The organism is Streptomyces sp. TRM68416, assembly GCF_014596915.1.
In the GTDB taxonomy this organism is placed as follows: Bacteria; Actinomycetota; Actinomycetes; order Streptomycetales; family Streptomycetaceae; genus Streptomyces.
The window spans coordinates 106,397-120,030 of sequence record NZ_JACVWU010000011.1 but is presented as its reverse complement, the minus strand read 5'-3'; the positions used below and the strand labels follow the sequence as shown (position 1 = coordinate 120,030).

At 70.6% G+C, this 13,634-nt stretch carries 10 protein-coding genes; 3 read left to right on the top strand and 7 right to left on the bottom strand.

What is annotated here, in order from left to right:
• Positions 1 to 148: 148 nt before the first annotated feature.
• Positions 149 to 604: a GNAT family N-acetyltransferase gene (locus ICC28_RS19155; protein WP_188289835.1), complete on the top strand. Its 456-nt coding sequence runs from the start codon at positions 149 to 151 to the stop codon at positions 602 to 604.
• Here ICC28_RS19155 and galK read toward each other — a convergent pair.
• Genes galK through galT form a run of 3 tightly spaced genes read right to left on the bottom strand, consistent with a single transcriptional unit; the run spans position 579 to position 3,797 of the window.
• Positions 579 to 1,748 (bottom strand): galactokinase, encoded by a 1,170-nt coding sequence (gene galK, locus ICC28_RS19150; protein WP_188289834.1) that lies wholly within the window; start codon positions 1,746 to 1,748, stop codon positions 579 to 581. The genes ICC28_RS19155 and galK overlap by 26 nt on opposite strands.
• Before the next feature lie 28 nt (positions 1,749 to 1,776).
• Positions 1,777 to 2,739 (bottom strand): UDP-glucose 4-epimerase GalE, encoded by a 963-nt coding sequence (gene galE, locus ICC28_RS19145; RefSeq protein WP_188289833.1) that lies wholly within the window; start codon positions 2,737 to 2,739, stop codon positions 1,777 to 1,779.
• Complete coding sequence (gene galT / locus ICC28_RS19140; protein WP_188289832.1) at positions 2,736 to 3,797, bottom strand: galactose-1-phosphate uridylyltransferase; 1,062 nt, start codon at positions 3,795 to 3,797, stop codon at positions 2,736 to 2,738. The genes galE and galT overlap by 4 nt, the downstream gene beginning before the upstream one ends.
• A gap of 111 nt (positions 3,798 to 3,908) precedes the next feature.
• On the opposite strand from galT, the gene ICC28_RS19135 reads away from it, so the two are divergent.
• Positions 3,909 to 5,597: a sodium:solute symporter family protein gene (locus ICC28_RS19135; protein ID WP_188289831.1), complete on the top strand. Its 1,689-nt coding sequence runs from the start codon at positions 3,909 to 3,911 to the stop codon at positions 5,595 to 5,597.
• 20 nt (positions 5,598 to 5,617) lie between these two features.
• Complete coding sequence (locus ICC28_RS19130; RefSeq protein ID WP_188289830.1) at positions 5,618 to 5,938, top strand: hypothetical protein; 321 nt, start codon at positions 5,618 to 5,620, stop codon at positions 5,936 to 5,938.
• A gap of 335 nt (positions 5,939 to 6,273) precedes the next feature.
• Here ICC28_RS19130 and ICC28_RS19125 read toward each other — a convergent pair whose 3' ends face one another.
• From ICC28_RS19125 to ICC28_RS19110, 4 genes are all read right to left on the bottom strand, one after another.
• Positions 6,274 to 6,981, bottom strand: a complete 708-nt coding sequence (locus ICC28_RS19125; protein WP_188289829.1) for a helix-turn-helix transcriptional regulator — start codon at positions 6,979 to 6,981, stop codon at positions 6,274 to 6,276.
• Between the two features lie 295 nt (positions 6,982 to 7,276).
• Positions 7,277 to 9,310, bottom strand: coding sequence for a PQQ-binding-like beta-propeller repeat protein (locus ICC28_RS19120; RefSeq protein ID WP_188289828.1), 2,034 nt, complete (start codon positions 9,308 to 9,310; stop codon positions 7,277 to 7,279).
• 87 nt (positions 9,311 to 9,397) lie between these two features.
• Entirely contained in the window at positions 9,398 to 11,233 is a 1,836-nt protein-coding gene (locus ICC28_RS19115) for a PQQ-binding-like beta-propeller repeat protein (protein WP_188289827.1), read from the bottom strand.
• A 282-nt stretch (positions 11,234 to 11,515) separates the two neighbouring features.
• The gene (locus ICC28_RS19110) at positions 11,516 to 13,318 is read right to left on the bottom strand and encodes an ABC-F family ATP-binding cassette domain-containing protein (RefSeq protein ID WP_188289826.1); all 1,803 of its coding nucleotides are present in this window, start codon (positions 13,316 to 13,318) and stop codon (positions 11,516 to 11,518) included.
• Positions 13,319 to 13,634: the final 316 nt, after the last annotated feature.

Sequence of the window (13,634 nt, the reverse complement as noted above, 5' to 3'; positions counted from 1 at the left end):
ATGCAGAAACTGGTACCCCCACCACGAGCGTCGTACCCGACTGTCTCGCCCCCTGATCAGCACCGGCCCCCACCGGCGCTGTTCATCAGAGTACGGGCGACGGCCGGGAGCGGAAGGTAATTTGCAGAACTGGCTGACCGACGCGTTTATGGTGAGCCGTATGTTTCGTATGGAGACAGAAGTCGACAAGGACCGGCGCGCTCTGCTCCGCACCCGGCTGAGGGACACCAACACGGCGGCCTCACCGGTCCTCCGCGCCCTGCGCGGAACCCCAGGTGAACGCGAACTCCCGCTCCATGTCTGGGCGCTGGACGAGACGGACGCGCTCGCCGGCGGGCTCGTCGGCCACACCTGGACGAGCTGGCTCCATGTGGCCTACCTGTGGGTGGACGAACGCCACCGCGGGGCGGGTCTGGGTTCGCAGTTGCTCGCGACGGCGGAGCGCCTCGCCCGCGAGGAACGGCACTGCACCGCCGTACGCCTGGAGACGTGGGACTTCCAGGCGCCGGAGTTCTACAAGAAGCAGGGGTACGACGTGGTGTGCGTGATCCCCGACTATCCGCCGGGGATCACGGAGTTCACGCTGACCAAGCGGCTCGGTTGAGCCTGCGCGCGCCCGGGGCCGGGACCGCCTCGAAGACCCGCGGGGCCGTGAAGCCGGCCGCGGCGAAGGCCTCCTGGAGCGCCTTGGTGACGGTGTCGACGTCGGCGGCCTCCACCAGGGCGATCGCCGAGCCGCCGAAGCCGCCGCCGGTCATGCGGGCGCCCAGCGCGCCGGCCGCGAGGGCGGTGTCGACGGCCAGGTCCAGCTCCGGGCAGGAGATGCGGAAGTCGTCGCGCAGCGAGGCGTGGCCCTCGACCAGGACCGGTCCGATCGCCCGGATCTCGCCCGCCCGGAGCAGGGCGACGACCCGCTCGACGCGCTCGTTCTCGGTGACGATGTGGCGGACCAGGCGGACCACTTCCTCCTCGTCGCCCAGGCGGGCCAGCGCCGCGTCGAGTTCGCCGTGGGGGACGTCCCGGAGCGCGTCGACGCCGAGGAGCGCGGCGCCCTTCTCGCAGCCGGCGCGGCGCTTGCCGTACTCGCCCTCGCTGTGGGAGTGCTTGACCCGGGTGTCGACGACCAGCAGGCGCAGCCCGGAGGCGGCCAGGTCGAAGGGGATCTGCTGCTGGGACAGGTCCCGGGTGTCGAGGAACAGGGCGTGGCCGTCCTCGCAGCACGCGGAGGCGGTCTGGTCCATGATGCCGGTGGGGGCGCCGACGTAGACGTTCTCGGCGCGCTGGCACAGGCGGGCCAACTGCCAGCGCTGGAGGCCGAGTTCGTACAGGTCGTCGAGGGCGAGGGCGACGACGACCTCCAGGGCCGCCGAGGACGACAGGCCCGCGCCGGTCGGGACCGTGGACGCCAGGTGGACGTCCGCGCCGGTCACCGGGTGACCGGCCTCGCGCAGCGCCCACACCACGCCCGCCGGGTACGCCGTCCAGTTCCGGTCGGTGCCGGGGGTCAGGTCGTCAAGACGCAGCTCGACGACGCCGCCCTCGACGTCCGCCGAGTGCAGCCGCAGGACTCCGTCGGTGCGCCGCGAGACCGCGGCGACCGCGGTGTGCGGCAGCGCGAACGGCATGACGAAGCCGTCGTTGTAGTCGGTGTGTTCGCCGATCAGGTTGACCCGGCCCGGCGCCGCCCACACCCCTTCCGGACCGGTCCCGTACAGCTCCTCGAACCGCTCGGCGACAGCCTCGCTCATCCCCTGTGCCCTGACCTTTCGTTGCTCGCTACTTGCCGCGCCGCTGCGCGAACTCCCAGGCGTCCGCGACGATCCCCGCGAGGTCCGCGCGCGACGGATTCCAGCCCAGCTTCTCGCGGGCCCTGGCGGCGGACGCCACCAGGACCGCCGGGTCGCCGCCCCGGCGGGGGGCCACGACCTCGGGGATCGGGTGCCCCGTCACCTCGCGCACCGTCTCGATGACCTCGCGCACCGAGAAGCCGTTGCCGTTGCCGAGGTTGCAGATCAGGTGCTCGCCCGAGGTGGCCGCCTCGAGCGCCAGCAGGTGGGCCTCGGCCAGGTCCGCGACGTGGATGTAGTCGCGGACGCAGGTGCCGTCCGGCGTCGGGTAGTCGTCGCCGAAGACGGAGATGGCCTCCCGGCGGCCCTGCGCGACCTGGAGGACCAGCGGGATGAGGTGCGACTCGGGGTCGTGGCGCTCGCCGAACTCGCCGTAGGCGCCCGCGACGTTGAAGTAGCGCAGGGAGACGGCGCCCAGGCCGTGGGCGGTCGCCTCGCCGGTGATCATGTGGTCGACGGCGAGCTTGGAAGCGCCGTAGGGCGAGGTGGGGGCGGTCGGGTCGGTCTCGGTGATCGGCGAGCCGGCGGGTTCGCCGTAGGTGGCGGCGGTGGAGGAGAAGACGAGCTTCTTCACGCCCGCCTCGCGCATCGCGCCGAGCAGCGCCATGGAGCCGCCGACGTTGTTGTCCCAGTACTTCTCGGGCTTCACCACCGACTCGCCGACCTGCGAGGAGGCCGCGAAGTGGAGGACGGCGTCGAAGGAGGCGTCCAGCCACTTGCCGGCGTCGCGGATGTCGCCCTCGACGAAGGAGGCGCCGGCGGGGGCGCCCTCGCGGAAGCCGGTGGAGAGGTTGTCGAGGACGACGACCTCGTGGCCGGCCTCCAGCAGGTGCCGGGCGACCACGCTGCCGACGTACCCCGCCCCGCCCGTCACCAGGTACTTACCGCTCATGAACTCGCTACCTCTCGCAGTCGCGCGGCCGCGGCCTCCGGCCGGATGTCGTTGATGAACACGCTCATGCCGGACTCGGAACCCGCGAGGAACTTCAGCTTGCCGGAGGTGCGGCGAATGGTGAAAAGCTCGAGGTGGAGCGCGAAGTCGTCGCGGTTGACGCCGTCGAACTCCTCCAACTGGCCGAACGGCGCCTGGTGCCAGGCGGCGATGTACGGCGTGGGCGGTTCACCGTCCCCGAAGATCCGGTCGAAGCGCCTCAAGAGTTCCAGATAGACCTGGGGGAACTCTGTGCGCGCGTCCTCGTCCAGCGCGAGCAGGTCGGGCACGCGGCGCTTGGGGTACAGGTGGACCTCGTACGGCCAGTGCGCGGCGTACGGCACGAACGCCACCCAGTGTTCCCCCTCCAGGACGACCCGCTCGTCGGCGAGTTCACGCTCCAGGACGGCGTCGAAGAGGTTCTCGCCGCCGGTGGCCTCCTTGTGCTGGGACAGCTGACGCAACATGAGGGCGGTGCGAGGCGTGGTGAAGGGGTACGCGTAGATCTGCCCGTGCGGATGCCCGAGGGTCACGCCGATCTCGGCGCCGCGGTTCTCGAAGCAGAACACCTGCTCCACGGAGGGCAGATGCGACAGCTCCGACGTCCGGTCGGTCCACGCCTCCAGGACCAGCCGCGCCTGTTCCTCGGTCAGGTCGGCGAAGGACGCCTCGTGGTCGGAGGTGAAGCAGACGACCTCGCAGCGGCCGGAGTCCCCGGCGAGCGAGGGGAAGCGGTTCTCGAACACGACGACGTCGTACGAGGAGTCCGGGATCTCGCTCAGCCGGTCGCCCTGGGAGGGGCACAGCGGGCACTCGTCGGCCGGCGGGTGGTAGGTCCGCCCCTGCCGGTGCGAGGCGATGGCGACGGAGTCGCCGAGGAGCGGGTCCCTGCGCACCTCGGAGGTGGTGACCGTCCGCTCCAGCGGCCTCCGGTCGACCGCGTCCCGGACGCTGTCGTCGCGCAGGTCGTAGTGGATGAGCTCGCGACCGTCGGCCAGCCGGGTCGAGGTCTTCTTCACCGCCGGACTCCTTCACTCAAACATAAGTAAACACAAGTAACCATAAGCCGACACCCACGTCAACGTCAGAATCAAACAAAGCTCACCAGCGGAAGGGTCGAACAGCCCCCCATGCAAACCCTTGCAAATGCCGCATATCTGTCCGCCGAGCTACGACTCCCCACCAACTGGCTCGACTACACGATCCTCGGCATCTACTTCGTCGTCGTGCTCGGCATCGGCTTCGCGGCCCGCCGCTCGGTGAGGACGAGCCTCGACTTCTTCCTCTCGGGCCGCTCCCTGCCCGCCTGGATCACCGGTCTGGCCTTCATCTCGGCCAACCTGGCCGCCACCGAGATCCTCGGCATGGCCGCCAACAGCGCGCAGTACGGCGCCTACACCGTGCACTGGTACTGGGTCGGCGCCATCCCGGCCATGGTCTTCCTCGGCCTGGTGATGATGCCCTTCTACTACTCCTCCAAGGTGCGCTCGGTCCCCGAGATGCTGCTCCTGCGCTTCGACAAGCCGGCCCACCTGCTGAGTTCGGCGCTGTTCGCCTTCGCCGCCGTCCTCATCTCCGGGGTGAACCTCTACGCCCTCGCGATCGTCGTCGAGGCGCTGCTGGGCTGGCCGCAGTGGGTGGCGATCGTGGTCGCCGGCGCCTTCGTACTGGCGTACATCACGCTGGGCGGCCTGTCGTCGGCGATCTACAACGAGGTGCTGCAGTTCTTCGTGATCCTCGCGGCCCTCATCCCGATCGTGGTGCTGGGCCTGAACAAGGTGGGCGGCTGGGGCGGCCTGACGGACACCCTGACGGCCTCGCGGGGCGACGACTTCATGACGGCCTGGGGCGGCACCGGCATCGGCAGCGACAACCCGCTGGGCGCGAACTGGCTGACGATCGTGCTGGGGCTGGGCTTCGTGTTGAGCTTCGGCTACTGGACGACGAACTTCGCGGAGGTGCAGCGCGCGCTGTCGGCGAAGAACCTGAGCGCCGCTCAGCGGACGCCCCTGATCGCGGCCTTTCCGAAGATCTTCATCGTCTTCCTGGTGATGATCCCGGGCCTGGCCGCCGCGGCCCTGGTCCCCGGCTTCGGCACCCCCGAATCGGGCTACCAGTACAACGACGCCATCCCGTACCTGATGGAACAACTCCTGCCCAACGGCGTCCTCGGCGTCGCGGTGACCGGCCTGCTGGCGGCCTTCATGGCGGGCATGGCGGCGAACGTGTCGTCCTTCAACACGGTGTTCACCAACGACATCTGGGCGAGGTACGTGGTCAAGGACCGCGAGGACGACTACTACGTGCGCTTCGGCCGCCTGATCACGGTGATCGGCGTGTGCGCGTCGGTCGGCACGGCGTTCCTGGCGTCGACGTTCTCGAACGTCATGAGCTACCTCCAGACACTGTTCTCCTTCTTCAACGTGCCGATGTTCGTCGTCTTCGTCATCGGCATGTTCTGGAAGCGCGCGTCGGTGAAGTCCGGCTTCTGGGGCCTGCTCGCGGGCACGGTCGCCGCGATGCTGAACTACTTCTGGATCTACAAGCAGGGCGTCGTGGACATCCCCTCCGAGCAGGGCGCCAACTTCGTCTCGGCGATCGTCGGCTTCGTCGCGGGCGCGGTGGTGATGGTCGCCGTCTCCCTCTTCACCGCCCCGAAGCCCGTCGAGGAACTCCAGGGCCTGGTCTACGGCACCCGCTCCCCCGGCATGTCCGAGCCCCCCGCCGAGGGCGACGACGCCTGGTACCGCAAACCGGCCCTGCTGGGCTGGGGCGCGGTCGTCCTCGCGGCCGCCTGCTACATCCCGTTCTCGTTCTAGCCCAGGAGGATTGACAGACCATGTCTGAGCACCGCGAACACTCCGGCTACTCCGAGGACGACGTCCAGCGCGAGGTCACCGAGCTGGAGGCCAAGTCCGCCACGGCGGCCCGCATCTTCGACCTGCGCCGCATCATCGGCGGCCTGTTCGTCATCTACGGCGTGATCGTCACGATCGCCGGCATCTCCCCCTCCGACACCGACCTCGACAAGACCGGCGGCATCAACATCAACCTCTGGACGGGGCTGGGCATGCTGCTGCTCGGCCTGTTCTTCCTGACCTGGCTGAAGCTGCGGCCTCTGGCACCGCCGACGCCGGAGAACGACGAGCCGCCGGAGTAGAGAGGACGAGGCGGGGACCGGCGTACGGCCCCCGCCCCCGTTCCACCGACCACTCGACGGCGAACAACTCCTCGGCGTCGTCCACACTCACCGCGCGCCGGGCCCACACTTCGAGCTGATCCGGATCGGAGCACCCCTCCACCCGCTGACGCACCGAGTCGGACACCTCGATACCGCGCCAGCTCAGGATGTTCAGCCCCATCGCGAAACGCTCCTCGACGCGGCCTTCCTCCCAGCCTTCCTTACGCACCTGCTGGGCGAGCGGATGCCGCCAGAAGTTCGGCTGAGCCGCGGGTGCCCCGGGGAGGGCGGCGGAGCCCTCCGGGAGCCTCTTCCTAGGATTCCGGCCCCCTTCCCGGGTCCCGGGGAGAGGGCGGTACGGGGCCCGCTCGGTCCAGTAGGCCGGTGCGGGCCGCCAGGGCCGCTGCTTCCAGGCGGGAGCCCACGCCGAGTTTCATGAGGACGCGTTGGACGTGGGTGCGGGCCGTGGAGGGGGCGATGCCCATGCCTGCGGCGATCAGGCGGGTGTCCTCGCCGTCGGCGACGCGGACCAGGACCTCGACCTCCCTCGGGGTGAGCATCTGGAGGAGGCGTTGGCCCTCGTCGTCGGGCTGGGCGGCGGGGTTGAGCAGTTCGCTGAAGGCGCCCTGGAGGAGCTGGGGCGCCACCGCCGCCTCTCCCGCCCTCGCCTTCATGATGGCTCGTTCGACGCCCTCGATGCGTTCGTCGTGGCGGACGTAGCCCGAGGCTCCGGCCGCGAACGCCGCCGCGATGCCCCGGGGGCTCGGCACCGGGCCGAGCACCAGCACCGCGACCTGCGGCCGCTCCCGTTTGATCCTCACCACCGGGTCGAACATCCCCGGCTCCGCCGGTGTCGCCGTGCCGAGCAGGCACACTTCAGGTGCCCGTGTGATCACCAGTTCCGCCGCCCCCGCCGCGGGTGCCGCCGCGGCCAGCACCCGGTGTCCTCGCAGCTTCAGCGCCGAGGCCAGTGCCTCGGCGAGCAGGCGGTGGTCGTCGACCACCATCAGCCGCACTCCCATCGAGCAACCCCCCAGTCCCCCCAATGGATCCCCGTCCCCATGCATCCCAGTGGCCGTCCCACAGGGATGCACCACCATGGATGCCCACTGGTCCGCACGGACAGAAGCCCCCTCCCGGCTCCCCCCGGTCCTTCTTGCCCCCGGAAGCTACACGCTTGTTCGACGTTGCGCTCCCCCTACCGGTGAGAAGTGCCCCGGATCGCCGAAATTCCTCGCATACGAGGGTGATGAGCGGTAAATGCACGGCCCCGCCCCTGAGCAGGGGCGGGGCCGCGTCAATCGTGCGGAACAGTGATCACTTGGCGCCGAAAGCGATCACCAGGTAGTCCACCTTGTCGCTGCTGGCGCCGATGTCGCTCACGTATACGTCCGACATGAACAACCGACCCTGCCCGTAGAGGAGTTCCGCGTTCTTCGGCTGCATGCGCCGCTCCACGTCCATTACCGACTCCGTGGACGGGTTCTGCATCAGCTGGGTCTCCTTGAAGGTGCTGCCGTCGATGCTCACGACCTGGCCGCCCTTGTCGTAGGGCCCGCGCTTGTACGCGATCAGGTTGGGGCCGTCCATGCGCAGCGGGGAGAGCGTGTAGTCGTCGCCCGCGTCCGCCCGCTGGCCGGTCTCCTTGCCGGTGGCGAGGTCGATGGAGACGATCTCGTTGGTGTCGATGAACTCGCCGGAGCCCTCGTGCTCCTCGGTCGGCAGGTAGAGCCGGTCGTTGCCGACGGCGACCTCGCGGCACTCCTCGACCTTGGTGATGCCGTCGCAGCTGGCCGCGTACTTGTCGCCCGGCGCGGGGATGCGGACGCGGAGCTTGCCGGTCTTGTTGTCGATGGAGAAGAAGTCCGAGATACCGCTGGCGTCACCCGCGGAGTCGGCGACGTCCGCGGCCACGACGAGCGGCTCGGTGGAGACCACGCTGGCGTACTCGATGCCCTCGGCCATCTTGTACTCGGAGATCACCTTCCCGGACTTCGGGTCGATGGTCTGGATGTGCAGCTGACGCTGGCCGTACCGGCCGCACTTGCGCACGGCTACCAGCTTCGGGCCACCGCCGTATCCGGAGTCGTAGCAGGTGTCGGTCGGCTTCGGCGCCCACAGCAGGTCGCCGGTCGCGATGTCGAACGCGGCGCCGCCACTGGTGCTGCCCACGGCGACGGTGCTCGCGCTGACGGTGACGTTGTTGAAGCCGATCGCCTGGTCGCCGGAGGTGGCGGTCTCGGTCCACAGCTTCTTGCCGGCGTCGAGGTCGATGCCCGCGACCTCGGTGCAGCCCCAGGAGGGGTTGGCCTTGGTCGGCATCTTCGGCTGGTAGATGATCGCCGTCTTGTTGTCCTCGGTGGCGTGGTTGCTGGCCTGGCACACCGGGCCGGGGAGGTCGATCGTCCAGAGCTTGCTGCCCTTGTCGAGGTCGTAGCCGACGACCTCGGCGACGCCGACCTTGACGTACGCCTTGTCGGTGAGCCAGGAGCCGGCGGCGGAGAACGTGGACTTCACCTTCTCCGCCGGGACCTGGAACAGCACCTTGGAGTTGGGGTTGGCGGGTGCCTTCTCCACGGCCTTGGCGTTCGTGGTGCCACCCGTGCCGCCCGTGCCGTCGGCGCCGCCGGTGTCGCCCTTGCCGTCGCCACCGCCGCCGGTGCCGCCGCTGGAGCCGGCCGTGTCCTTCTTGCCGCCGTCGTCACCGGACTGCGCGTACAAGACGCCGCCGCCGACGATCAGCGCGATCGCCACGACGGCCGCGACGATGATGGCCAGCTGCGAGTTGAACTTCCGCCCGCCGGCCGCCGGGCCCGCCTGCGCCTGCATCGGCACGGTCGCCGCGGGGTAGCCGTAGCCGGGCTGCTGCCCGTACGGCTGCGTGGGCGCCTGGCCGTACGGCTGTGTGGGTGCCTGGCCGTACGGCGGTGTCGGCGGCTGACCGGGGTAGCCGTAGCCGGGGGCCGGGGTCTGCGGAGGTTGCGGCTGCTGCGGAGCCCCGGGAGCTTGGGGTGCCTGGGGTGCCTGGGGTGCCTGGGGGTAGCCGTAGCCGGCCGGCGGCTGCGGTGCCGCAGGGGGCGGGGTCTGTGGGTAGCCGTAGCCCGGCGCCGGGGTCTGCGGCGGCTGCGGGGGCGCCTGGGGCGCGCCGAAAGGCGGCTGCGGGGGCGTGGGCTGGCCCGGTGGGGGCGTGGGCTGGCCCTGCGGGGCGCCGAAACCGGGCTGCTGCGGGGGCTGCTGGTCCTGGGGTGCGCCGAAACCTCCCTGCTGCTGCGGCTGCTGGGGCGGCTCGTCCTGGGGTGGGCCGTAGCCTCCCCCCTGCGGGGGCTGGTTGGGCGGCGGGGGCTGGGTCATGGTGTGACTACCTCGAAGACGGGTCGGCGAAGCCGGTGGGGACTACGGCGGACAGGGGGCGGGGGCCTCGGAAGTGCGGTGGGCGCCTCACTTGCCGTAGACGATCATCAGCTTCTCCTTCGTCTCGTCGCTGCCGGACAGCCGCGTCGTCGACAGGTAGAAGCGGCCGTCGACCCAGTCGTAGGCCGCCGAGTAGAAGCTGTTCTCGAGCTTCGAGATGGCCTCGGGGTTCTGGAGCAGCTTCGTCGGCTTGGGGCTGGTGCCCGTGGTGGGGATCGCCACGACCTGGCCGCCCGAGTTCCAGCCCGGCTCCACGTAGGCGATGAGCTTTCCGGCCTCGACCTTCAGCGGGATCATCGAGTCGTCCAGCGGCGACTTCACGCGCCACTTCTCCTTGCCGTTGGCGAGGTTGATCGCGACGATCTCGTTGGCGCCGGTGGTGGCCTTGGTGGGCAGGTAGAGCGTCGAGCTGTCGGCGGTGACGCCGGTGCAGCCCTGGAGGTCGCGGCCGAGGAAGGCCCAGCCGCACTCGGGCGCGAAGTCCTCGTCGACGGCGACCTGGGAGGTGACCGTGCCGCCCGAGCCGAGCGTGGAGATGTTCCACGCGTTCTTGTCCTCGTTGGTGCTGTAGACGACGACCGGGTTCACGGAGTAGACCCGCTCGACCTTCCAGCCCTTGTCGGGCTTCCAGGTCCACTTGGCCTTGCCGGTCTTGGGGTCGAGCTCCTGGACCGAGTCGTGCGCGTTGTCGCCGCCCGCGCTGCAGGACGCCACGGAGATCAGCTTCTCGCCGCCGGTGAAGCCGGCCGGGAAGCAGGCGTCGCCGTACTTCTTCTTGTCGTACAGCTTGTCGCCGGTCGTGACGTCGTACGCCGTGCCGGACTGGGAACGGCCCACCATCAGCGTCTTGCCGACGATGTTCAGCTGGAGCTGGAGCGTGCTGTCGAACAGTTCGCCGTCGGCGACCTCGCCCGTCCAGCCCTTCTCGCCGGTGTTGAGGTCGAGTTCCTGGAGCTGGTTGCACTTGGCGCGGTCGCTGCTGCCGCTCATGTAGGCGATGACGATCTTGTCGTCGGCCGTCTTCTGCGGGGTGGCCGAGCAGATCTTCTGCGGGAACGTGATCGCGTCCCAGGTCGGGGCGCCGCCGTCGACGTCGTAGGCGAAGACCTGCTTGTACGCCGCCTTCACCGCCGTCTTGTCGGTGATCCACAGGCCGGGGGCGTCGGCGCCGGAACCGGGCGCGTCGGGCGCCTCCTTGTACCAGAGCACCTTCGACTCACCGGGCTTGCGGCCCGCGTTGAGGTCCTCCGCGCCGTCGCCCTTGTCGCCGGCGCCGTCGCCGGGGTTGACCGGCGCGTCGGTCGCGGTGGGCTTGGGGTCGTCGGTCTTGCCCGCGACGGGCTTCTTCTTGCTGCCGCCGCCGTCGTCGTCGCCGCCTCCGGTCACGGCGAACACGGTGCCGCCGATGACGAGCAGTGCCACGACCGCGGCACCGATGGCGAGCAGGGGCTTGCCCTTGAAGGGGTTGCGGGAGCCGGGGGCGGGCGGCGGGGTGCCGGGCGCGCCCGGCTGCCCGGGCTGCTGCGGGTAGCCGTAGCCGGGCTGGCCGTAGGGGCCGGGCTGCTGGGGTTGTCCGTAGGGGCCGGGCTGCTGCGGCTGGGCGTACGGGCCCTGCTGGGCGTACGGGCCGGGCTGGCCGTAGGGGCCCGGCTGCTGCGGCTGGCCGTAGGGGCCGGGGGCCGGGGTGGGCTGCTGCTGCGGGTAGCCGTAGCCGGGCTGCGGGGGGCCGGCGGGCGGCGGGGTCTGCGGAGGGCCCGCCGGTGGCGGCGGGGGCGTCTGCGGTGCCCCGAAACCGCCCTGCGGCGGCTGGTCCTGCGGCGCGCCGAAACCGCCGTGCGGCGGCTGGCTGGGCGGCTGGCTCATCAGCGGTTCCCCCTTGTGACCGATGTGGCGCCGCGCTCTGTGGCGCTGCGTTTCCGCCACACCCGTGGTTCTTCAGACGGTTCTCAGACGGCTCTTTCTATCACTCGGGACCGACAGACCACGGGGCCGGTCAACCCCTGTTCCCAAGGGACGACCGGCTCGTGATACCGCCGTTACGCGCCTTCACGCGCCCTTCACGCGGCTTGCGCGCCCCACGCACGCGCCTCACCGCGCGCCGCACGCACGCGCCCCCGGCTCACGCTCGGCCCGCGCCTTCCGGGGCTACGCGTCCTCCGCGAGTTCCAGCCACCGCAGCTCCAGCTCTTCGCGCTGGCCCGCCAAGTCGCGCAGCTCGGCGTCGAGTTCGGCGACCTTCGCGAAGTCTGTCGCGTTCTCGGCGATTTGGGCGTGGAGCTTGGTCTCCCGCTCGGAGACCTTGTCGAGCTGCCGCTCGATCTTCTGGAGCTCCTTCTTGGCGGCGCGCTGGTCGGCGGCGCTCTTCTCGGGTACCGCCTTCTGGACGACCGGGGCCGCGGCGGCGGCCGCCTCCTCCATCCGGTGGCGCCGCTCGATGTACTCGTCGATGCCGCGCGGCAGCATCCGCAGGGTGGCGTCGCCGAGCAGGGCGAAGACGCGGTCGGTGGTGCGTTCGACGAAGAACCGGTCGTGGGAGATGACGATCATCGAGCCGGGCCAGCCGTCGAGGACGTCCTCCAGCTGGGTGAGGGTCTCGATGTCGAGGTCGTTGGTGGGCTCGTCGAGGAAGAGGACGTTCGGCTCGTCCATGAGGAGGCGCAGCAGTTGCAGGCGGCGCCGCTCACCGCCGGAGAGGTCCCCGACCGGCGTCCACTGCTTCTCCTTGTTGAAGCCGAACGTCTCGCACAGCTGTCCGGCGGTCATCTCGCGTCCCTTGCCGAGGTCGACGCGCTCGCGCACGCGCTGCACGGCCTCCAGGACCCGCAGGGCCGGGTCGAGTTCGCCGACCTCCTGGGAGAGGTAGGCGAGCTTGACGGTCTTGCCGACGGCGATCCGGCCGCCCGCGGGCTGCGCCTCGCCCTCCGTGCGTGCGGCCTCGGCCATGGCGCGCAGCAGGGAGGTCTTGCCGGCGCCGTTGACCCCGACGAGGCCGATCCGGTCACCGGGGCCGAGCTGCCAGGTGACGTGCTTGAGGAGCACCTTGGGGCCCGCCTGGACGGTCACGTCCTCCAGGTCGAAGACGGTCTTGCCGAGCCGCGAGGAGGCGAACTTCATCAGCTCGCTGCTGTCCCGGGGCGGCGGCACGTCCTTGATGAGCTCGTTGGCGGCCTCCACCCGGAAGCGCGGCTTGGACGTACGCGCGGGGGCGCCTCGGCGCAGCCAGGCCAGCTCCTTGCGGACGAGGTTCTGCCGCTTGGTCTCCTCGGTGGCGGCGATGCGCTCACGCTCGGCGCGGGCGAAGACGTAGTCGGAGTAGCCGCCCTCGTACTCGTGGACGGCGCCGCGCTGCACGTCCCACATGCGCGTGCAGACCTGGTCCAGGAACCAGCGGTCGTGGGTGACGCACACGAGTGCGGAGCGCCGCTCGCGCAGGTGCTGGGCGAGCCAGGAGATGCCCTCGACGTCGAGGTGGTTGGTGGGCTCGTCGAGCACGATCAGGTCCTGCTCGTCGATGAGCAGCTTGGCCAGCGCGATACGGCGGCGCTCGCCGCCGGAGAGCGGTCCGATGACGGTGTCCAGGCCCTGCGGGAAGCCGGGCAGGTCGAGCCCGCCGAAGAGGCCGGTGAGCACGTCGCGGATCTTGGCGTTGCCCGCCCACTCGTGGTCGGCCAGGTCCCGGATGACCTCGTGCCGCACGGTGGCGGCCGGGTCGAGGGAGTCGTGCTGCGTGAGCACGCCCAGGCGCAGTCCGCCGGAGTGCGTGACGCGCCCGGTGTCGGCCTCCTCCAGCTTGGCCAGCATCCGGATCAGGGTCGTCTTGCCGTCGCCGTTGCGGCCGACGACTCCGATCCGATCCCCTTCGGAGACGCCGAGCGAGACGCCGTCGAGCAGGGCACGGGTGCCGTACACCTTGCTGACGTTCTCGACATTGACCAGATTGACGGCCATTTCTCTCCTGCCCAGGGGGGTCGATCGGCCTCCAGGGTAGTCGGCGGGTGTGACAGGCGGCCGCGGAGTCCGCGACTGCCGCCGGGGTGGGGGCGGGGGCGGTTGCGGCTGGCGTGGCGGGGGGCGGTGGGCGGTGGCGTGGCGGGGGGCGGTGGCCGTTGTCGTGGCGGGGGGCGGTGGGCGGTGGCCGCTGGCGTGGCGGGGTCGGTGACCCTGGCGTGACGGGGGCCGGTGGCCGTCTGCCATGACGGGGCCGGTGACCGCTGGCGTGACGGGGTTGGTTGCGCTGCCCGCCGTCGCTCCCCGCCGCCGCTGC